This is a genomic window from Butyrivibrio sp. WCD2001 (assembly GCF_000424485.1).
GTDB lineage: Bacteria > Bacillota > Clostridia > Lachnospirales > Lachnospiraceae > Butyrivibrio.
The window spans coordinates 77,294-98,320 of sequence record NZ_AUJZ01000004.1 but is presented as its reverse complement, the minus strand read 5'-3'; the positions used below and the strand labels follow the sequence as shown (position 1 = coordinate 98,320).

The 21,027-nt window shown below is 41.7% G+C and carries 14 protein-coding genes; 12 read left to right on the top strand and 2 right to left on the bottom strand.

Going from position 1 to position 21,027, the window contains the following annotated elements; translation table 11 throughout:
- Positions 1-131 precede the first annotated feature (131 nt).
- From G630_RS0103540 to G630_RS0103525, 4 genes are all read left to right on the top strand, one after another.
- The gene (locus G630_RS0103540; protein ID WP_026497777.1) at positions 132-1,028 is read left to right on the top strand and encodes a hypothetical protein; all 897 of its coding nucleotides are present in this window, start codon (positions 132-134) and stop codon (positions 1,026-1,028) included.
- Positions 1,029-1,125: 97 nt separating this feature from the next.
- Positions 1,126-1,917: a hypothetical protein gene (locus G630_RS0103535; protein ID WP_026497776.1), complete on the top strand. Its 792-nt coding sequence runs from the start codon at positions 1,126-1,128 to the stop codon at positions 1,915-1,917.
- Between the two features lie 152 nt (positions 1,918-2,069).
- Entirely contained in the window at positions 2,070-2,963 is an 894-nt protein-coding gene (locus tag G630_RS0103530; RefSeq protein WP_026497775.1) for a hypothetical protein, read from the top strand.
- Between the two features lie 42 nt (positions 2,964-3,005).
- Positions 3,006-3,992, top strand: a complete 987-nt coding sequence (locus tag G630_RS0103525; RefSeq protein WP_026497774.1) for a hypothetical protein — start codon at positions 3,006-3,008, stop codon at positions 3,990-3,992.
- A gap of 373 nt (positions 3,993-4,365) precedes the next feature.
- Here the strand turns inward: G630_RS0103525 and G630_RS0103520 are convergent, their stop codons facing one another.
- Both G630_RS0103520 and G630_RS24975 read right to left on the bottom strand, forming a co-directional pair.
- Positions 4,366-4,986, bottom strand: coding sequence for a Fic/DOC family protein (locus G630_RS0103520; RefSeq protein ID WP_026497773.1), 621 nt, complete (start codon positions 4,984-4,986; stop codon positions 4,366-4,368).
- Positions 4,979-5,155, bottom strand: a complete 177-nt coding sequence (locus G630_RS24975) for a hypothetical protein (protein ID WP_196805745.1) — start codon at positions 5,153-5,155, stop codon at positions 4,979-4,981. The genes G630_RS0103520 and G630_RS24975 overlap by 8 nt, the downstream gene beginning before the upstream one ends.
- A 221-nt stretch (positions 5,156-5,376) precedes the next feature.
- On the opposite strand from G630_RS24975, the gene G630_RS0103510 reads away from it, so the two are divergent.
- The 8 genes from G630_RS0103510 (at position 5,377) to G630_RS0103475 (ending at position 21,025) form a co-directional block, all read left to right on the top strand.
- On the top strand, positions 5,377-6,105 hold the full coding sequence (locus G630_RS0103510; RefSeq protein WP_026497772.1) for a class B sortase: 729 nt from the start codon (positions 5,377-5,379) through the stop codon (positions 6,103-6,105).
- A gap of 144 nt (positions 6,106-6,249) precedes the next feature.
- Positions 6,250-7,785 carry a flotillin family protein gene (locus G630_RS20540; RefSeq protein ID WP_044958651.1) on the top strand — a complete coding sequence of 512 codons (1,536 nt, stop codon included), beginning with the start codon at positions 6,250-6,252 and terminating at the stop codon, positions 7,783-7,785.
- A 335-nt stretch (positions 7,786-8,120) separates the two neighbouring features.
- The gene (locus tag G630_RS0103500) at positions 8,121-9,890 is read left to right on the top strand and encodes an ammonium transporter (RefSeq protein ID WP_026497771.1); all 1,770 of its coding nucleotides are present in this window, start codon (positions 8,121-8,123) and stop codon (positions 9,888-9,890) included.
- A gap of 145 nt (positions 9,891-10,035) precedes the next feature.
- Positions 10,036-11,619, top strand: coding sequence for an asparagine synthase B (gene asnB, locus G630_RS0103495; protein WP_026497770.1), 1,584 nt, complete (start codon positions 10,036-10,038; stop codon positions 11,617-11,619).
- 19 nt (positions 11,620-11,638) lie between these two features.
- Positions 11,639-13,747, top strand: coding sequence for a glutamine synthetase III family protein (locus G630_RS0103490; protein ID WP_044958649.1), 2,109 nt, complete (start codon positions 11,639-11,641; stop codon positions 13,745-13,747).
- 143 nt (positions 13,748-13,890) lie between these two features.
- The gene (gltB, locus tag G630_RS0103485) at positions 13,891-18,438 is read left to right on the top strand and encodes a glutamate synthase large subunit (protein WP_026497768.1); all 4,548 of its coding nucleotides are present in this window, start codon (positions 13,891-13,893) and stop codon (positions 18,436-18,438) included.
- A 1-nt stretch (position 18,439) separates the two neighbouring features.
- Positions 18,440-19,927 carry a glutamate synthase subunit beta gene (locus tag G630_RS0103480; RefSeq protein ID WP_022761442.1) on the top strand — a complete coding sequence of 496 codons (1,488 nt, stop codon included), beginning with the start codon at positions 18,440-18,442 and terminating at the stop codon, positions 19,925-19,927.
- Between the two features lie 21 nt (positions 19,928-19,948).
- On the top strand, positions 19,949-21,025 hold the full coding sequence (locus G630_RS0103475; RefSeq protein WP_026497767.1) for a tyrosine-type recombinase/integrase: 1,077 nt from the start codon (positions 19,949-19,951) through the stop codon (positions 21,023-21,025).
- The last annotated feature ends 2 nt before the right edge of the window (positions 21,026-21,027 follow it).

Sequence of the window (21,027 nt, the reverse complement as noted above, 5' to 3'; positions counted from 1 at the left end):
CCTTCCGAAATAAAATGCGACAGTCATGTCCGAATTGTGAGAAAAAAGCCCTCTGTATGGGAGGATGTCCATTGATGTCTGAAATTGTTTTCTGTAAAAGCAGTAAACGAAAAAGATAGGAAATCAGATATATGAAGAATATTTTTTTTGAAATTGATATGAAAAAGTATCCTAATGTCCTTTTTCTTGGAAATGGAATATTGCGACTGGGAGAAAAAAGCTCTAGTTGGGGTGTGCTTATAAACAACATAAAAATGCGTGAAGGGAAAATTAATATTTCGGATATTCCATATGCTATGCAACCTGAAGCTGTATGTGGAGTAGATGTCGAGGAAATTCAAAGACGCGTTGCAAATAATATCAGTACTGCGCAGGAAACCAATCCTATACTTGCGAATTTGCTTTCACTTCCTTTTGATGCAATATTAACGACAAATTATACTTATGAAATTGAATCAGTGCTCTCTGGGAAACCATTTACAAGAAATGCAAGGAAGGCCGCGTTTTTTGCATTAGATGGAAATACGAAAGTGAATCACAATACTTTTGTATGTAATGTGGTTAGAAAAACAGACGGCTCTATCATTCCGGTATTTCATGTTCATGGTGAAGCTGAACGTAAGCATTCTCTAGTTTTGAGCTATTATAGTTATGCGAAATCTGTCTCACTGTTACAACAATATAACAGAGATAAGCTCGGAAATAATCTTTATCAAAAACAAATACAGGATGAACGACATTTATGTAGGTGTTGGCTTGATTATTTTATAATGGGAAATGTATGGTCTGTAGGTTTGGGACTGGATGTTTCAGAATTTGATATATGGTGGGCGATTGAAAGAAAAGCAAGAGAAAATGCCTCGCATGGAAAATTCAAGGCATACCTTGATAGAATGGTAGAAGAAAAACCACAGGCTGTTTTGCTGGATGCCATGGATATGGAATATGAGATATATCCAGTTTCAAATGGAAACTTTTTGGAAATGTATCAAAAAGCCTATGCAGATATTCAACAAGAAATAATATAGAATACTTTGAATGCTTGTGTTTTAGTAAAAAAGTGTATGTCGAGATATAGTCATGAATATGTACTATAGACATAGCGATTATAGCAGGAGGATGAATATGTCTGCAGATTTGAGCACATTCATAGAATTAGAAGGAACGCAAAAAGAATTAAAATCCATGATTATGGTAATAAAAGAATATTGTGGGAATAAACACGATGCCAGTTTAGAGAATACAAAAATAGGGCAGAAGAAGAAATTTGATGGTAAGAATGATGTCCTTTTGGATGGACTAACTAAAAAAGCGATAGATGATTTTCTCGCAGCAAGTAAGAAAATATATGTTGAGGCAAATGGACCATATGGCAGATATGGAAGAGTTGATGAGGCTGGATTGTTTGAAGCAATCGCAGAAGCAGCGCCTAAAGCAAAATTTAAAGCAAAGACGAATGGGTTCACAACTGGACAGCAGGATATTTTTACAGGAGACCTGAAAAGAGGGAAGCTCTATTTAACTTATAGCTGTCTGCCAGATGATTGGTCAGATTCAGATGAAAATTCTAGTACTTCTGATGAGGATTGGCTTACCGAAGAATGTATATATGATCCTATAAAGAAAGAATACAAAAGAGAGCATTCTGTAGAAGAGTTTGTGCATGAAATGATTAAATTATTACCACTGTCTGAATTTAAAAGTGCTTTTGGATTGTCCAAAGCAGAAATAAGTAATGAGAAGTACCACGATTATATCCAAGAATGCTATTTTTCTTATCAATTTCCGAAGATGAGTTATATCGATTTCAAGTTTGCATTTCCTGATGCTGAAATTGAAGAGAAAGAGTTTAATCAAAATGTGTTGAAGGTTATTGAGAATAATGGTTTGGTGAGCTATGAAGAGTATTGCAAGTAATACTAATGTGTACGTTATTAACAGAAAGTTTTTGTAACAACAGATTCGATTATATAAATTGGCGAGATAACAGTAATTGATGGCATGGTGCGATGCTAAAGCGAATGCATATGTATATCTTAAGCTTATGAATGATGAAGGAGAGTTACATAATGAGCCAGTATAATTCAAGATTGTTTGTTATGGTAAAAAAAGCATCAGTTTGGAAAAAACTTGAAGAGATTTCTTTTGAAAAATATGGTATTGGTGCTCATGCGTATGAAGTATTTAATACAAAAAAGAAATCTGTTGAGTTGGACGAATTCTCATGTGATGATGATCAATTGCTAGGGTTAGTCAAAGAAATAGCAAAAAATATAAAAAATGATGGCGTAGTTATTGCTGATACGATTGAATATAATGTTGATCCATGCGTGTTCGGAGCATATTGTTTTGGGGGAAGAGTTCATTCTTGTGTTTGTGAAGGAGATGATGATGGAAATCTTCAAAGCGATGTGGAGATTAATGACATTCAAAAATGGATTGAACTAAGCGGCTGTGATATTTCTAAAAAGGAAGTATCCAATTTAAAACAGTATTCAATAAAAGCAAAAGAACATAAGCCAGAAAAAGAGGAATCGTTTGAAACAAAAATTATTGTTACAGATACTGAAAAGGGAAATATACAAAATACTCTAAAGCGTGTTCCTTGGTTGAATTCTGAAAAAACTCTATATGACATTATAACTGGTCCTGATTGCAATTTGTTTTATGGAGATGTTTATCAAAACATCTTTTCTGCATCGCTTGTGGTTCCTGAGATGACTGAGAATGATATTAAGGAATTTGTTGAAAAGGTCAAAAGAATTACGGGTGCAAGGGTCTATCTTTGCGTTTGGAAGGGTAAAAGTACAATAGTAAATGTTTGGAAATGCAGTAATGATTTAATTGAGGAAATAGAGGTGGATGAGAAAGAAAAGCTGATTGAGATGGAGGTACATATACCAGGATATTTACCTGTGGGCATTGATGACTTTATTGATGTGAATAAGTACATTGAATTGTAAACATAGTAAAAGTTTAAAGACAGCATTTAAGGAGTGATCAAAATGAGCGGTTCACAAAGTGGAGTTTATTTAAGTGTTAAAGGAAAAAAACTAGTAACAATCTTGGAGACCATGTTTTCAGCAAAATCCATGAAAGAGTTTTTTCAGATAGATAAAGAATATATGATTATTGATTTGGAAAATTATAGAGGACAGGACTGTGCTCTTAGAATTGAAGAACTATCTGAATCATGCGATTTTATACAGGCTTGCCAAAGACTATATGAGTTAGTATATGAAATGAATAAGGAATACGTGGAAAAAAATCAAGAAGCCGTGAAAAAAGCAATTGAAAGCGTGAAGGAAATAGATTGGAGATGCTTTAATTCATGCTTTGAACCATGGGATTTAGATTTGCCTGAAGATATGGAAGACGAAGATATAGGAGGGGCATATTCTTTTTGGCGGTTCGTTTATGATTCTAAAAAGAAGAAATGCGGTTATTCTTTTGAATCAGAGTATTTGCCCAATGGTGAATTTGTAGAAATGAAGGATTTTTTGTGTGATTGTGAAGAAATGCAAGTATTCTTGAAAAAGAATTCGAGCAAGACAGATAATAAAACGGCACTAAAGTCTTTAGAGGGGGATTATGTATCTGAAATAGTGGCGATGTCAAACGGATCGCAAGTAACGGTCATTATAAGAATTAAACCAGAAGAGCATTTTTGGGCTGAAACCAAGGCTAATATTGAGGGGCAAGATTGGTATTTTCTGCTTGAGTGTTATGATACTGTTTACTGGAGTGCATGTTCTGAGAGCGCGATAAATGTGGAAAATAGAAGAGTTGGTAACCACTTCGAATATGTGGATGAAGATAAAGGCTTCTATGAAAGAACTGAGTGTCTGTTTAATATAGAGGTTGCTGAGTATCTCAAAGATCATGTTATATTCTCAAGAGACAAGACTGATTATCACGATGAACAGTATCAGATAGCTAAGGAGGCATTGATAAAGGTAGCTAAGGAATACAAAACAAAAATGTTTGCATAACTATAATGTCTATTATCTGTGTGGGGGCTAGCATTTTTGGTGGTTGAAAGTAGGGTATGGTGTTGATAGGAATACTAATAATCTAAAAGGGGGCCGGTAGAAGTGGAGATGGGGGAGTATATATTTTTAGGAAAACAAAAATAAAAATAAAAAGTAAGAGTAAGAATAGTTGCTTTTGTGTATTGGGATGTCCATTGATTCTGTAAATTGTTTCTTTCAAAAGCAGCATACGAAAAATATAGGAGAAATCATAAAAAATTCAGATTCAAATATTGCAACAAACTAAAGTATTCAATTATTATGGTATTAGAATTGTGATCTGGGCGAAAGCTCTTTGGATCACCGTAGACGGGAAGAATTTCCCGTCATTTTTTTATGAACTTAAGGAATCAAAAACTATTTTTTCGAGGTATTCTTTTTTAGAAAAATTGCTACCATCAGAAAAATAGGCATTATATGCAACTAATGAAGTTCTAACATATCTGGCATTCTTTTCAAATAATTCTCTATTGATTATAAAAACATGCTCATCAATGAACTGACAGCAAAAAGTTACTGTTGTACGGGTATTACCTTCTCTAAACGGATGAATTTTCCAAAGTTTAGCCAGAGAATCAGAAAATTCCTTGGCGGCCTCTTTGGTGCCCATGCTTTTCCACTCTTTATTCCTCATGTCAGACAAAACGTGACGAACGTCTGTAACAATATCAAAAGGGTCAGAGTATTCTATGGATTGACCTCCAAGAACGTCCTCTTCTTTGTAGATGGCAATATTTCTCGATTGTCCAGCCCAATCAAATAGATCCTGAAAGATGTATTCATGCATTCTAAAAAAATGTTCAGTATGATAATCACCGGGAAGCTTGTTTAGAGCAATTTCCTTAAGCCTGTAAACAACATAATCTGCTTCAGCTGAATCCAGAATTTCTTGATTTTTGATCCCAAGTTTGTTTTTTAGGACAGGAGCGTCATCGTAAAGATAAGGGTCACGCATCAGCAGACTCCTTCATTTTGTATTTTTTATCAAGAAACTTTTTGGCATCTTCCATGGTAACTTCGCCGCGTTTTTCTTTTTCTATGTAGTCTTTAAAATCCTGGGTGGGTTCTAATCCGTCTACCTTAATCATGCCTATTGCATAATCCCATGCCTGACTATTTGTCATAGTAAAATCCTCCGTTAAGTAAGTAGATTATACCAAAAAAATGTGAATAAATCATTTCCGTATCAACTATTATGAAAACCCTTTTCTAATACTCTGTGTTCGTATAAAATATTGATATTATGGAAAATACAAACACAGAGAAAAAAACAAATTCAATATGGAGCATTTTACGAATAGTGCTCATTCTAATTCTTCTTGGGGTCATTATATATGAGGGAGTCATGATATATTTTGATCAAAAGGAGTATTCTGTCGCGATTTCGGAGTACGACAACATCGCCGATCAATATGTCATTGTAAAAGATGATAATTCCGAACTATTCGAAAAAATCGATGAGGATTCAGAGGACGAATATCCGAGGCTGGATATCAATTTTGAGGCATTAAAGGGCATCAATTCCGATTTCATTGGATGGCTCTATTTCCCAGCCATTTCCACAATTAACTATCCGGTGGTAAAGGAACAGTCAATCGATCAGTATCTTCATAAGACCTTTGAAGGAACACCAAATAAGGCAGGCTGCATATTTATGGATGTTGATTCTGATGCTGATTTTTGCGGCCTCAGTGACTTCTTATTTGGTCATAACATGAGAAACGGTTCGATGTTCGGTTCTCTTAAAACTATTTATAAAAACAAGGACAAGGATATCCTTGCGGAAAATCCGTATGTATATATTTATACGGAGGATAAGATATATAAGTACAAAGTATTCTCATACTATGCTACAACCGTGGGCTCTTACAGCTACACGGAAGTTAAGAACGAGAGTGAATACGAAGATTTTGTAAATTATGTTAAAAACTGTTCCATGAAGGAAATCTCCGGAGATATTGATTTTTCGGAGCATCCTTCACTTCTTACATTGTCGACCTGTTCCGGCCAGTCGGGCAGTGGAAACAGGTTCGTTGTTCACACTGTAAAGGTCGCTTCCTTTGACAGGCAGTAGCGACGTAATATCGTTAGCGATTATTTTTTCCAAAACAGAAAAATACAATATTTAAAGGCTCCAAAACCGATATATATTCACGACTTTACGTAGATTACAATTAAATCACAGAAACAAAAGTGTTTCAGAGAAAGGAAGGTCGTTATGACTACATCATTAACAATGGCAATCGTAATTGCCGCAATCATTATCATTTCTATTATCATTATTGCAGCCGGATATGTTAAGGCACCTCCGGACAGAGCATACATTATATCCGGTATGAGAAAGGTTCCTCGTATCCTCATTGGACGCGCAGGCATCAAGATCCCCTTCTTTGAGAGGGTCGACAAATTGTATCTTGGACAGATGACTGTTGACATCAAAACAGAGCAGTCCGTTCCTACCAATGACTTCATCAATGTTAATGTTGACGCTGTCGCAAAGGTAAGAATCGGTACTACTCCCGAAGCGATTCAGCTTGCTGCCAAGAACTTCCTCAACAAGAATCCCGAGCAGATCACACTTGATCTTCAGGATTCCCTTCAGGGTAACATGCGTGAGATCATCGGTACACTTGCTCTTAAGGCAATCAATACCGACAGAGACAGCTTCTCAGATCAGGTTATGGAGAAGGCTTCAAAGGACATGAGTAAACTCGGTATCGAGATTTTGTCCTGCAACATTCAGAACGTAACTGATGAAAACGGTCTCATCAATGACCTTGGTATGGATAACACCTCCAAGATTAAGAAGGACGCAGCTGTAGCTAAGGCTCAGGCTGAGAAGGAAGTTGCAGTTGAAAAAGCAAAAGCTGACAAGGAAGCCAATGATGCAAGAATTGCAGCTGATCTTGAGATTGCACAGAAGCAGCGTGACCTTGCTATGAAGCAGGCAGAACTGAAACTGGAAACCGATGCTGCAATGGCTAAAGCCGATGCCGCATACGAGATTCAGAGACAGGAACAGGAAAAGACAATTCAGACCAACACCGTTAATGCCCAGATTGCAAAGGCAGAGCGCGAGGCTGAACTTAAGCAGAAGGAAGTTGCTGTAAAGCAGCAGGAACTTGCAGCTGAGATTGAGAAAAAGGCCGATGCTGAAAAGTACCAGGCTGAGAAGGCCGCTGAGGCAGAGCTTGTAAAACGTCAGAAGAAAGCCGATGCTGATAAGTATGAGCAGGAGCGTGAGGCTGATGCTAAGAGAGCACAGGCTGAGGCACAGAAATTCGCAGCAGAGCAGGAAGCTGCAGGTATCAAAGCTAAGTACGATGCCGAGGCTGCAGGTATTGAAGCCAAGGGTCGTGCCGAGGCGGAAGCTATCAAGGCTAAAGGTCTTGCGGAAGCTGAAGCAATGGAGAAAAAGGCAGAAGCGTACAAGAAGTACAACGGAGCCGCTATGGCTGAGATGATGATCAAGATCATGCCTCAGATGGCTGCCGAGATTGCAAAGCCTCTTTCACAGATCGACAAGATCAATATATACGGAACAGGCGATGGAACAAACGGTGCAAGCCAGATTTCAGGCAACATGCCTATCGTTATGAAGCAGGTATTTGATACCATGTCAGAAGCTACCGGTGTTGATTTCACTGAGATCATGAGAGCCGGAACCTATGATGCTAAGGTAAACAAGAACATCAACCTCACCGGCAACGGTGTGAATGTGAGTGTTGAAGCAGAGGATACAGTTACTGAATAAGTAAAAAATGATCAAGATTTTTAATTTGAAAAAAGTTAAAAAAGTATCTTGACACATCTGTTTCATAAGCGTAAAATCACAAACTATAAAAGACAAGGGCGTCTTAGAGTTAACACTCTAAGGCGCTTTTTCTTATCTTTTTGAATACACTCCGGAGAATGTGTACTCACAATTGTATACATGTATTCATAAGTAATCACCGGGCATTGTTTTGACCGGAAGTTCTACAAATGATTTATTAGGCGGTGCAATGGGGCATCAGACTGTATGAGCAGTCTCCCTGCGCACCGCCAATTTTATTATCCCGACTAATTTAGGAATCGGAGGAGCAGGTTATGAGTGAAGAAATTTTAAGTGCAATTGATTCGAGTGTTTTCGGAGTTTGGTTTTTGATCGGAGCAGCTCTTGTATTCTGGATGCAGGCAGGCTTTGCAATGTGTGAGGCAGGTTTTACAAGAGCAAAGAATACAGGAAACATCATTATGAAAAACCTGATGGATTTCTGTATCGGTACTGTAGTATTTATTCTCATCGGTTTTGGATTACTCCTTGGTGAGGACATGATGGGAATCATCGGAAGACCGGGATTTGATATTTTTACAAATTATGCAAATTTCGACTGGTCCAATTTCGTATTTAACTTAGTGTTCTGTGCAACAACAGCAACGATCGTTTCAGGATCCATGGCTGAGAGAACAAAGTTCATTTCCTACTGTGTATACTCAGCAGTTATCTCAGCAATCATTTATCCTATTGAAGCTCACTGGACATGGGGCGGCGGTTTCCTTGCACAGATTGGATTCCACGATTTTGCAGGATCCACATGTATCCACATGGTTGGTGGTATCTCAGCCCTGATCGGTGCAGCATTCCTCGGACCTCGCATTGGAAAGTTAGAGAGAAATGCAAGAGGAGAAGTTGTTAAGGTAAACGCTTTTCCCGGACATAATCTTACAGCAGCCGCTCTTGGTGTTTTCATTCTCTGGCTTGGCTGGTATGGATTTAACGGAGCAGCATGTACTACAGTAGAACAGCTTGGAAGCGTATTTGTAACAACAACAATAGCACCTGCACTTGCAACAGTAACATGCATGATTTTCACATGGCTGAAGTATGGTAAGCCCGATGTTTCAATGTGTCTCAATGCTTCACTTGCAGGACTTGTAGCAATCACAGCTCCCTGCGATGTAACAGATGCTTTTGGTGCAATCGTAATCGGTATAGTAGCAGGACTTCTTGTTTGCTTCGGCGTATGGTTCCTTGATTACAAGCTTCACGTTGATGATCCGGTTGGTGCCGTAGCAGTTCACTGCTTAAACGGTATCTGGGGAACACTTGCAGTTGGACTTTTTGCAACAAACGCAGCACCCGGTTACAGCATTGCTGATGCAACAGGAAATGAGATGACAGGTCTCTTCTATGGCGGCGGCTTCAAGCTTCTTGGTATTCAGTTTGTAGGATTTGCAGCAGTTGCAGCATGGACAGCAGTAACAATCACAATCACATTCGTAGCTATTAAAGCAATCCTTGGCCTCAGAGTTAGTGAGGAAGAGGAAATCACAGGTCTTGATGCAACCGAGCACGGTCTTGCATCTGCATATTCAGGATTCGCACTTATGGATATCTCCAATACTCTTAACATGAGTGTCAATGAGAATACAGACCTTGGTGTTGATGAATATGACAAGGCTACAGAGTTCCAGAAGAATGCATCAGTTCCTGTTGTAACAGGTCCTGTTAAATCAGATTCTGCTATTCATAAGGTAGTAATTGTTACAAAGCTTTCAAGATACGACAAGCTTCGTAAGGCAATGAACGAACTTGGTGTAACCGGAATGACAGTTACTCAGGTTATGGGATGCGGAGTACAGAAGGGCTCAGGCCAGAAGTACCGCGGAGTTGAGATGGATGTGACACTTCTTCCAAAGATTAAGCTGGAAGTTGTTGTCAGCAAGATTCCTGTAGAGGATGTTATTGAGGCAGCTAAGAGAACTCTTTATACAGGAAAAATCGGTGATGGTAAGATCTTCGTTTACAGCATCGATAACGTAGTTAAGATTCGCACCGGCGAGGAAGGCGTACTTGCTTTGGCCGACGCCGAGTGATGAAATAATTCCCCGAAATAGCCTTCCCCTTTGGGGCGCACGACATCCGGGGGATGTCGGTTCTGCGCGGACCGGAGCGGAGCGGAGACAGGTGGCGCGAAGCGCCGGATGAGGGGAAATAAAATAACCAGGAGGAACAACAGATATGTGCGCAATACTCACATATACAAGGGAAGAAATCAGTAAGGATTTCTTTGAGGAAATGCTGCAAAGGACAGCATCCAGAGGGCCTGATAAATTCAGGACATTAAAGGTAAAGGGCGGATGGCTCGGTTTTAATCGCCTGGCGATCATGGGACTGAATTGCAAAGGAATGCAGCCCTTTGAACTTAACGGAAATGCTGTTATTTGCAACGGAGAGCTTTACGGATTCAAAGCCCTTAAGTCATATCTGAAATCAATGGGTTATACCTTTCAGAGTGACAGCGATTGTGAGATCATTCTTCCGCTTTATGAGAAGCTTGGAACCAAAATGTTTTCACTTCTCGACGCAGAGTTTGCGATGGTCATCTACGATGATGAAAAGAGAAAGTTTATCGCAGCGAGGGATCCGATAGGAATCAGACCTCTTTACTACGGATATGATGAGGATGGGTACATACTGTTTGCCTCTGAACCTAAGAACCTCACAGGTGTTTGTAAAAAAATATCACCTTTCCCGCCCGGACATTATTACGAGGACGGTAAGTTCATTTCTTACAGAGACATGACCGAGGTTAAGGAAATTAGAACCGACAACCTAGAGACAATTACTAAAAACATTCATGACAAGCTTTTAAATGGAATAAAGAAGAGACTGGATGCAGACGCTCCTGTTGGATTCCTTCTTTCAGGAGGTCTGGATTCATCTCTGGTTTGCGGAGTGGCCGCAAGTCTTCAGGACAAACCGATAGAGACCTTTGCAATCGGAATGGATATAGATGCTATAGACCTTAAGTATGCAAGAGAGGTTGCAGATTACATCCACAGCAATCACCACGAAGTGATCATCAGTAAACAGGATGTTCTGGATGCACTCGAGCCTGTTGTAAAGGCTCTTGGAACCTACGACATAACAACAATCAGAGCATCAATAGGAATGTATCTTCTTTGCAAATGGATCCATGAAAACACCGATATTAAGGTTGTTCTGACCGGAGAAATATCGGATGAACTTTTCGGATATAAGTACACAGACTTTGCACCAAGTGCCGAAGCCTTCCAGGAGGAAGCAAAAAAGAGAGTACGCGAACTTCATATGTACGATGTACTTCGAGCTGACAGATGCATAAGTGTTAACTCACTGGAAGCAAGAGTTCCTTTCGGAGATCTCGACTTCGTGGATTATGTAATGAGCATTGACCCCGAAAAGAAACTCAATACTTACGGAATGGGTAAGTACTTACTGCGAAAGGCTTTTGAGCCTGACAAGTTTATTCCTCATTCAATCCTTATGAGAGAGAAAGCTGCATTCTCAGATGCAGTCGGACATTCACTTCGAGATGACCTCATGGAATATGCAGAAACTCATTATACGGATGAGGAATTTGAAGAAAAAAGGAAAGCGTATACTCATGCGACTCCTTTTACCAAGGAATCGCTTTTATATAGAGAATTGTTTGAAAAGTATTATTCCGGACAATCAGATATGGTTATAGATTTCTGGATGCCCAATAAAAACTGGAAGGGCTGTGACGTAAACGATCCTTCAGCCCGCGTGTTATCAAACTATGGTGCATCAGGAAAGTAAATAAAAGGAGGAAACGGTAATGATAGAAGCAAGTAAACTTACAGAAGAATTTGGATGTCTTGTTTTTAACGATAAGATCATGAGGGAGCGTCTTCCTAAAGACATTTACAAGGCAGTACATAAGACAATAGAGATGGGTTCTCATCTCGAACTTGATGTTGCTAATACAGTAGCAGCTGTCATGAAGGAGTGGGCTATTGAGAACGGTGCAACACATTTCACACATTGGTTCCAGCCTATGACAGGCCTTACAGCCGAAAAGCATGACAGCTTTATTTCACCCACCGATAATGGCGGAGTTCTCATGGAGTTTTCAGGAAAAGAACTCGTAAAGGGTGAACCTGATGCATCAAGTTTTCCTTCAGGTGGTCTTCGTGCAACCTTTGAAGCACGTGGCTATACAGCGTGGGATCCTTCATCTCCCGCCTTCATAAAAGATGGTTCTCTTTACATTCCGACAGCATTCTGCTCATACGGCGGAGAAGCTCTTGACAAGAAGACACCCCTTCTTAGGTCAATGGAAGCTCTGTCCAAGGAAGCTGTTAAACTGCTCCACCTCCTGGGGTATGAGGATGTAAAGCGCGTAAACACCACAATCGGCTCTGAGCAGGAGTACTTCTTAATTGATAAAGACTTCTACAAAAAGAGAAAGGACCTTCTTTTCACCGGCCGTACACTGATCGGTGCACCGGCAACAAAAGGTCAGGAGATGGAGGATCACTACTTTGGAGTTATCAAGCCCAAGGTATCCGCATACATGCATGACCTTGATGAAGAGCTTTGGAAGCTTGGTATTCCCGCAAAGACAAAGCACAACGAGGTAGCTCCTTCTCAGCATGAGATGGCTCCCGTATTTGAGACAGCTAACATTGCTGTTGATCACAACCAGCTTACAATGGAGGTTATGAAAAAAGTTGCCGATAAGCACAACTATGCATGCCTCTTACATGAGAAGCCGTTTGAAGGAATCAACGGTTCAGGTAAGCACAACAACTGGTCAGTTTGCACTGACACCGGAATGAACCTTCTTGATCCCGGAAAGAACCCCGGAGAGAACATTCCTTTCCTTCTGTTCCTAATGGCTGTTATTTCAGCTGTTGATGAATATGCACCGATCCTTCGACTTTCCGTTGCATCTGCAGGAAACGACCACAGACTTGGCGGCAACGAGGCACCTCCGGCAATTATCTCAATTTTCGTAGGTGATGAGCTTGCACAGGTTCTCAGTGCAGTTGAAGAAGGAAAAGCATATGAGAGCCAGGGTAAGGTTCAGATGGCAATGGGAGCAAAGGTTCTTCCTCATTTCACAAAGGATAACACAGACAGAAACAGAACCTCACCTTTCGCATTCACAGGAAACAAGTTTGAGTTCCGTATGCCCGGTTCCTCAGTTTCAGTAGCAAATGCTAACATCGTTCTTAACACAGCAGTTGCTGAAGAAGTAGCTAAGCTCTATGAGAAGCTTTCAGCTTACAGCGGAGACAAACTTAAGGAGAAGATAAGAGAAGTCCTTAAGGAAACACTTGCAGCTCACAAGAGAATTCTCTTTAACGGAAACGGCTACACAGACGAGTGGGTTGAGGAAGCAGCAAAGAGAGGTCTTGCAAACCTTAAGTCACTTCCCGATGCAATGCCTTACTGGATCAGTGATGAGTCAGTTGAACTTTTCACAAAGCATGGCATCTTCACTAAGGAAGAGATCCATTCAAGATATGACATCCTCCTTGAGAACTACTCAAAGTCAGTTCACATCGAAGCACTTACAATGCAGGAGATGGTAAGAAAGGATCTTACAGAAGGTATCGTTTCTTATCAGAAGGATCTCGGAAAAGAAATCGCTCAGAAGAAGAGCCTTCTCGGAGACGGAAGTGCAGTTCTTGAGACAGGAGTTCTCAAGACAATCGATGAAGCATCCGCAGGAATGTGCAAGGCACTTGCAACACTTGAGGCTGATACAAAGAAGGCTGAAGAGAAGGAAGATCTTCTTGAGCAGGCAGCTTACTATCAGCAGACAATTCTTTCAGATATGGATGAACTTCGTAAGTATGCTGATGAAGCTGAAGCCCTTATCCCTGATAAGTATCTCAGCTACCCGACTTACGGACAGATGCTTTTCTCACTTAGATAAAAAGTACTAACTTAACAAGGCTCCTTGAATAAACTTTATTCTTGTGAGCCTTGTAATAAAAAACTACTTGAAAATGCTATTAGATTTTTATCAATAACCTAGTGGGGCCCACGGACTATTAACAAAAAATGGTAGGAAGAGAAATGGACAATTGGATGAATGAGCGTGATGCCTGCGGTATCGGCGCGGTTATAAATATAGACGGTAAGGCCGACAATAAAGTTCTCGACGATGCGCTGAGTATTGTTGAGAAACTTGAGCATAGAGCCGGAAAAGATGCCACAGGAAAGGTCGGCGACGGTGTTGGTATTCTGGTTCAGATTTCACACAAATTCTTTGGGAAGCAGGCGCAAAAACTCGGAATTACACTGAAGGATGCCGGAGACTACGGAATCGGAATGTTTTTCTTTCCCCAGGATTCAATGAAAAGAATGTTCGCAAAGCGAATGCTCGAAGTAATTGCGGAGAAGGAAAATCTCAAGGTTCTCGGATGGAGAGATGTGGAAATTCACCCTGAGATTCTCGGTGAAGTTGCAAGAAACTGCATGCCTTATATCTGCCAGTGCTTCATAGAAAGACCTGATGATGCAGAGAGAGGAATTGAATTCGACAGAAGACTCTATCAGCTTCGAAGAGAGTATGAGAAATCCTCCGAGGATACCTACATATGCTCATTTTCATCAAGGACAATAGTGTATAAAGGAATGTTCCTTGTGGGACAGCTCCGCAATTTCTATGAGGATCTTTTATCACCTGATTATCATACGGCAGTTGCCCTTGTGCACAGCCGCTTTTCAACAAATACGACTCCTTCCTGGCAGAGAGCGCATCCGTACAGAATGATCGCGCACAACGGTGAGATCAATACTATCCGCGGTAACAGCGACAGAATGCTTGCCCGTGAAGAGACTATGCATTCAGATGTTTTCGGAGACGACCTTGGAAAAGTTTATCCTGTAATAGCTTCTTCAGGTTCGGATTCAGCCATGCTTGATAACACACTTGAGTTCTTATATATGAACGGCATGGACCTTCCGCTTGCAATGATGCTTACTATTCCTGAGCCCTGGAAGCACAATGATTTCATGGAACAGGACAGAAAGGATTTCTATCATTACTATGCGACAATGATGGAGCCCTGGGACGGACCTGCGGCTGTCCTTTTCACAGACGGAGAGGTATTTGGCGCAACTCTTGACCGAAACGGACTCAGACCTTCCAGATACTACGTCACCAAGGACGGCAGACTTATACTGGCTTCCGAGGTTGGTGTTCTTGATATACCCGAAGAAAAAATCCTGAAGAAATCACGTCTTTCTCCGGGACACATGCTTCTTGTTGATACAAAGCAGGGACGAATTATTTCAGATGAAGAATGCAAGCAGAAGTATTCGACCGCAAAGCCTTACGGTGAGTGGCTCGACAGACATCTTCTGCATTTAAATAGATTAACGATTCCAAATAAGAAGATTCCGAGAAGCACGCAGGAGATGCGCGATAAGCTCTACAAAGTTTTCGGATATTCCTATGAGGATGTAAAGAGCCAGATCATGCCTATGGCAACAAACGGAATCGAGCCCACTGTTTCCATGGGTACAGATATCCCGCTGGCTATGCTTTCACAGCATCATCAGCCTCTGTTCTGCTACTTTAAGCAGCTTTTTGCACAGGTTACAAACCCTCCGATAGATTCACTTCGTGAGAAGGTAGTAACGGATACAACTGTGTACATCGGATCAGACGGTAATCTTCTTGAGGAAAAGAGCGACAACTGCCGCGTACTCGAGGTTAACAACCCGATTCTCACAGGTGTTGATCTTATGAAAATCGAAGCTCTTGATCAGCCCGGTTTCCATGTAAGAAAGATTTCACTTCTTTATTATAAGAACACTCCGGTGGAAAGAGCACTTGAGCAGCTCTGTATCTCAGTTGACAGAGCAGTTGCGGACGGCATCAACATCATCATTCTCTCAGACAGAGGTGTTGATGAAAACCACATGCCTATCCCTTCACTTCTTGCAGTGTCTGCAGTTGAGCAGCATCTCGTAAGAACAAAGAGACGTACGGCAGTATCACTTATTTTAGAGAGTGGTGAACCCAGAGACGTTCACCAGATAGCTACGCTTCTTGGTTTTGGTGCAAGAGCTATTAATCCTTATCTTGCTCAGGAATGTATTGCAGAGCTTATTGATATAGGAATTCTCGATAAGGATTATCACACTGCAATCGAAGACTACAACAAGGCACTCCTTGGCGGCGTTGTAAAGATTGCTGCGAAGATGGGTATTTCTACACTTCAGTCCTATCAGTCAGCTAAGATATTTGAAGCAATCGGACTTTCAAGTGAGTTTGTAGATAAGTACTTTACAGGAACAGTCAGCCGCGTCGGTGGTATCGGAGTCAAGGAGATTGGAGAGGATGTTGAGCTTCGTCACAACAAAGCTTTCGATCCGCTTGGACTTTCGACAGATACAACACTTGACTCGATCGGCTTCCACACTCTCAGAAGTGGAGAGGACAAGGAAGATCATATGTATAGTCCGAAGACTATCGTTACTCTCCAGAGAGCAGTAAGAGAAGGTGATTACGACAGATTCAAGGAATACACCAAGATGGTCGACGATGAAAACAGACCTCATACATTAAGAGCACTTCTATCCTTTGTCCCCACCGGTAAACCGGTTCCGCTTGATGAGGTTGAGAGCGAGGAAGAAATCGTAAAGCGCTTCCAGACAGGAGCGATGTCCTACGGTTCACTTTCCAAGGAGGCTCATGAGACTCTTGCTATTGCAATGAACAGACTTGGCGGAAAGTCCAATACCGGTGAAGGCGGTGAGGATGTTGCCAGATTCGGAACAGAGAGAAACAGTGCTGTTAAACAGGTTGCTTCAGGTCGTTTCGGTGTAAGCAGCAGATATCTTCAGAGTGCAAAGGAAATCCAGATCAAGATGGCGCAGGGAGCAAAGCCCGGTGAAGGCGGACATCTTCCGGGTAAAAAGGTATATCCCTGGGTTGCTTCAACAAGATTCTCAACTCCGGGTGTTGCGCTGATATCACCTCCGCCGCACCATGATATTTATTCCATCGAGGATCTTGCACAGCTTATCTATGACCTTAAAAATGCAAATGACAAGGCAAGGATTTCAGTAAAGCTTGTATCCGAGGCAGGCGTCGGAACTATCGCATCAGGTGTTGCAAAGGCCGGCGCACAGGTAATCCTGGTATCAGGCTATGACGGAGGAACAGGTGCTGCTCCGTCTTCATCAGTACACCATGCAGGTCTTCCCTGGGAGCTTGGTGTAAGCGAAGCTCATCAGTCACTTTTGGATAATGGTCTCAGAAGCAGAGTAGTTCTTGAGACAGACGGAAAGCTTATGACAGGAAGAGACGTTGCCATAGCTGCACTTCTCGGAGCAGAGGAGTTCGGTTTTGCCACAGCTCCCCTTGTATGTATGGGCTGTATGATGATGAGAGTCTGCAACAAGGATACATGCCCTGTCGGAATTGCTACTCAGAACGAGGAACTCAGAAAGAGATTTAGGGGTAAGCCCGAGCATGTAATGAACTTCATGCTTTTTGTTGCAAGACAGCTTCGTGAGATCATGAGCGAGCTTGGATTTAAAAAGCTTGAGGATATGATAGGAAGAACTGACTGCCTTAAGATGAGAAGTGTGCCTAAGGCAAGATGTAAGGATGCTGCAGATCTTAAGAGAATACTGGATGCTTCCTATGTCGGAAGAGACAAAAATCATTTTGAACCTGCTGATATATATGACTTCGGACTTGAGAAAACTCTTGATTCCAAAGTGCTTATTCCGGAATACGAAAAAGGAAAAGCAGCTCTTAAAAAGAATCTGCAGAGTGCTCAGACTGACAGTGATAAGAAGAGTAAAAATGCAGAGCTTAACATCAAGGTGGATATTTCTAGTACTGACAGAAGTTTTGGAACACTCCTTGGAAGCAGAGTTACTGCAGACTTTAATAACACTCTTCCGGATGATTCCATCAATGTGGAAGCACATGGCGGCGGAGGACAGTCCTTCGGAGCATTCCTTCCAAACGGTGTCACCTTGAAACTTTACGGAGATGCCAATGACGGTTTCGGCAAGGGACTTTCGGGAGGAAAGGTAATTGTAAGACCTTCTGAAAAAGCTACCTACAAGGCACATGAAAACATTATCATAGGTAATGTCGCTTTATACGGAGCGACTGCAGGAAAAGCGTATGTATGCGGCGTTGCGGGAGAGAGATTCTGTGTCAGAAATTCCGGTGCCATAGCAGTTTCCGAGGGCTGTGGTGATCATGGTCTTGAGTACATGACAGGCGGAAGAGCGGTCATTCTCGGAATGACAGGTAAAAACTTCGCAGCCGGTATGAGCGGCGGAATCGCTTATGTACTTGATAAGGAACACACATTATACCTTCGAATGAATAAGGATATGTCTTCACTTTACGAAGTAACTGAAAAGTACGACATCGCAGAACTTCACTCAATCCTTGAGGATTACGTAAAGGAGACCGATTCGGAGTACGGACGTGAGATTCTTGATAATTTCGATGACTACATCGCAGATTTCAAGAAGATTGTTCCGAATGATTATCAGAAGATGCTTACTGCAATCGGTAAATACGAGGAGCAGGGCATCGATCATGAGCATGCAGTGCTGGAAGCTTTTAAGGAGTTGACCTAAGATGGGAAAAGATACAGGATTTCTTGAATATAACAGAACAAATAACAGGGACGTTCCGCCCGAAGAAAGAATAAAGAATTTTGAGGAGTTCCACACTCCTCTCGATTCTGAAAAAAGAAGACAGCAGGCTGCAAGATGCATGAACTGCGGAGTTCCATTTTGCCAGTCAGCAATGAACTTAAGCGGCATGGTAGTGGGCTGCCCTCTGAACAATCTCATTCCGGAGTGGAACGATGAAGTATATAAAGCTCATGATGAGCATGCATTTGCAAGACTTCATAAGACCAGCAATTTTCCGGAATTCACGGGCCGTGTATGTCCGGCACTTTGCGAAAAGGCCTGCATGTGCGGACAAAACGGCGATGCTGTAACGGTTCATGACAATGAGTTGTTCCTGGTTGAGACAGCTTATGCTAAGGGTTACATCAAACCGTTTATCCCGAGCATAAGAAGCGGTAAAAAAGTGGCTGTAATCGGAAGCGGTCCCTCCGGACTGGCCGTAGCAGACGAGCTTAATCACAGAGGGCACAAGGTTGAAGTCTTCGAGAGAGAGGATGAAATCGGCGGACTTTTGATGTACGGTATCCCCAACATGAAGCTTGATAAGAGCGTAATTAAGCGAAGAAGAAAGCTCATGGAAAAAGAGGGTGTTGTGTTCCATACAGGAACCGACGTAGGAAAAGATGTTAAATCCGCTGAGCTTCTTCCGGGATTTGACGCAGTTGTTTTTTGCTGCGGTGCTAAAAAGGCAAGACCCCTTGCGGTAGCCGATCCCGAGAAGGTAAAAGGTGTTTATAATGCAGTTGATTTCCTTACATCAACAACCAAAGCGCTTGTAAAAGGTGGCGGCAAGACAGTTGCTTCACTTCAGGCACAGGGTGGATATATCGATGCAAAGGATAAAAATGTAGTTATTGTAGGCGGCGGAGATACAGGTAATGACTGTATCGGCACAGTTATAAGACACGGCGCAAAGAGCGTTACAGCTCTTGAGATGATGCCAAAGCCTCCGGTTGAACGAGCTGCAAATAATCCCTGGCCGGAGTGGCCAAAGACCTTAAAGACAGATTATGGTCACGAGGAAGCCATCCATGTTTTCGGAAGTGATCCGAGAGTTTTTGAGACAACGGTGAAGGGAATAACAACAGATAAAAAGGGTAACTTAAAGCAGATCGAAACGGTTAAGGTTACCTTTAAGGACGGCAAGCTCACTGAGGTTCCCGGTTCGGAAAAAAACTTGAAATGTGATATACTTTTAATAGCCGCAGGCTTCATAGGCTGTGAAGATTATACCGCTGATGAGTTTTCACTTAAGCGCAGCCAGAGAGGCACAGTATTAACTGCTGAGGACGGCTATCACATTCAGGGAACAAAGCTTTTTGCTGCAGGGGATATGCACAGAGGACAGTCTCTTGTTGTATGGGCTATCGCAGAAGGAAGAGCCTGTGCCAAGGAAGTTGACGAGTACCTGATGGGATATACGAATTAAAATCTTGTTGGGGAAGTTGTCATGGGTGAGAATTCAGCATATTACAATGAGTTACAGAGTAGACGCAGGGATAACATCAACAGTGTCAAGGCGCTGCTTCCGCAGTATGCGCATGGATTTGTTGATGAATGTCTTTTGAAATATCAGATAAATACTGCGTACAGCTATGCCCATGACATCTACTTTTTCTTCGGATACATAAAGGAGAACAATCCTCTATGCAGGAATCTTGAGATAAAGGATATCCCCCTTATGGTGCTTGAGCACATGAAGGCACCGGATATAAATGAATTCCAGACCTATGTCGCGCAGGGACATAAGGTCACAAAGTCAGGTGTCAAGCAGGCGAGGGAGAGAGCCATCGCGAGAAAAATGGCCTCTGTAAGAAATTTCTTCAAGTATCTGATTAAGTTTGATTACCTGGAAAATGATCCAACTTTAAAAGCGGTGACAAGGTCCAGGGAAAAGCAAAGAAGATCAATCAACCGTCTCGACAGCGACCAGGTGAAGATGCTGATGGACACGGTTACCAATGTGAAGTCAGGTTCGCATCATTCACAGGTTATGAGCGAACTTACGTCGAAAAGAGATCTTGCGATTATTACACTTTTGCTCAATACCGGAATTCGTGTATCGGAGTGCGCGGGACTTGATCTTAAGGATGTCGATTTCAAAACCAATACGATCAAGATTGTGAGAAAGGGCGGCTTCGAGGACGAGCTCTACATCAGTGAGATAGTTCGTAACACTCTTCGCGACTATATAAATAACGAGAGAGAATCCCTGATGGCTGAGGATGAGGAAGAGGAAGCTCTTTTCATATCGCTTAAGCACAACAGGCTATCAGTCAGAAGTATTCAGCACATGGTAGGAAAGTATGGTCAGAATACCGGACTTGAGAAGAAGCTCACACCGCATAAACTAAGGCGTACTTACGGAACCGCGTTATACAATAAGACCAGTGACATCTACATGGTTGCCGATGTTTTGGGACATAAGGATGTAAACACCACGGTTAAGCATTACGCAGCAGTGGAAGAGGAGCACAAGAGACGTGCTGCCGGAATTGATATTTACGATATGAATGATGATGAATGACT

Coding starts and splice junctions, on each gene's coding strand:
- G630_RS0103540 (WP_026497777.1), top strand. CDS start 132: ATGAAGAATATTTTTTTTGAAATTGATATGAAAAAGTATCCTAATGTC.
- G630_RS0103535 (WP_026497776.1), top strand. CDS start 1,126: ATGTCTGCAGATTTGAGCACATTCATAGAATTAGAAGGAACGCAAAAA.
- G630_RS0103530 (WP_026497775.1), top strand. CDS start 2,070: ATGAGCCAGTATAATTCAAGATTGTTTGTTATGGTAAAAAAAGCATCA.
- G630_RS0103525 (WP_026497774.1), top strand. CDS start 3,006: ATGAGCGGTTCACAAAGTGGAGTTTATTTAAGTGTTAAAGGAAAAAAA.
- G630_RS0103520 (WP_026497773.1), bottom strand. CDS start 4,986: ATGCGTGACCCTTATCTTTACGATGACGCTCCTGTCCTAAAAAACAAA.
- G630_RS24975 (WP_196805745.1), bottom strand. CDS start 5,155: ATGACAAATAGTCAGGCATGGGATTATGCAATAGGCATGATTAAGGTA.
- G630_RS0103510 (WP_026497772.1), top strand. CDS start 5,377: ATGATATATTTTGATCAAAAGGAGTATTCTGTCGCGATTTCGGAGTAC.
- G630_RS20540 (WP_044958651.1), top strand. CDS start 6,250: ATGACTACATCATTAACAATGGCAATCGTAATTGCCGCAATCATTATC.
- G630_RS0103500 (WP_026497771.1), top strand. CDS start 8,121: ATGAGTGAAGAAATTTTAAGTGCAATTGATTCGAGTGTTTTCGGAGTT.
- asnB (WP_026497770.1), top strand. CDS start 10,036: ATGTGCGCAATACTCACATATACAAGGGAAGAAATCAGTAAGGATTTC.
- G630_RS0103490 (WP_044958649.1), top strand. CDS start 11,639: ATGATAGAAGCAAGTAAACTTACAGAAGAATTTGGATGTCTTGTTTTT.
- gltB (WP_026497768.1), top strand. CDS start 13,891: ATGGACAATTGGATGAATGAGCGTGATGCCTGCGGTATCGGCGCGGTT.
- G630_RS0103480 (WP_022761442.1), top strand. CDS start 18,440: ATGGGAAAAGATACAGGATTTCTTGAATATAACAGAACAAATAACAGG.
- G630_RS0103475 (WP_026497767.1), top strand. CDS start 19,949: ATGGGTGAGAATTCAGCATATTACAATGAGTTACAGAGTAGACGCAGG.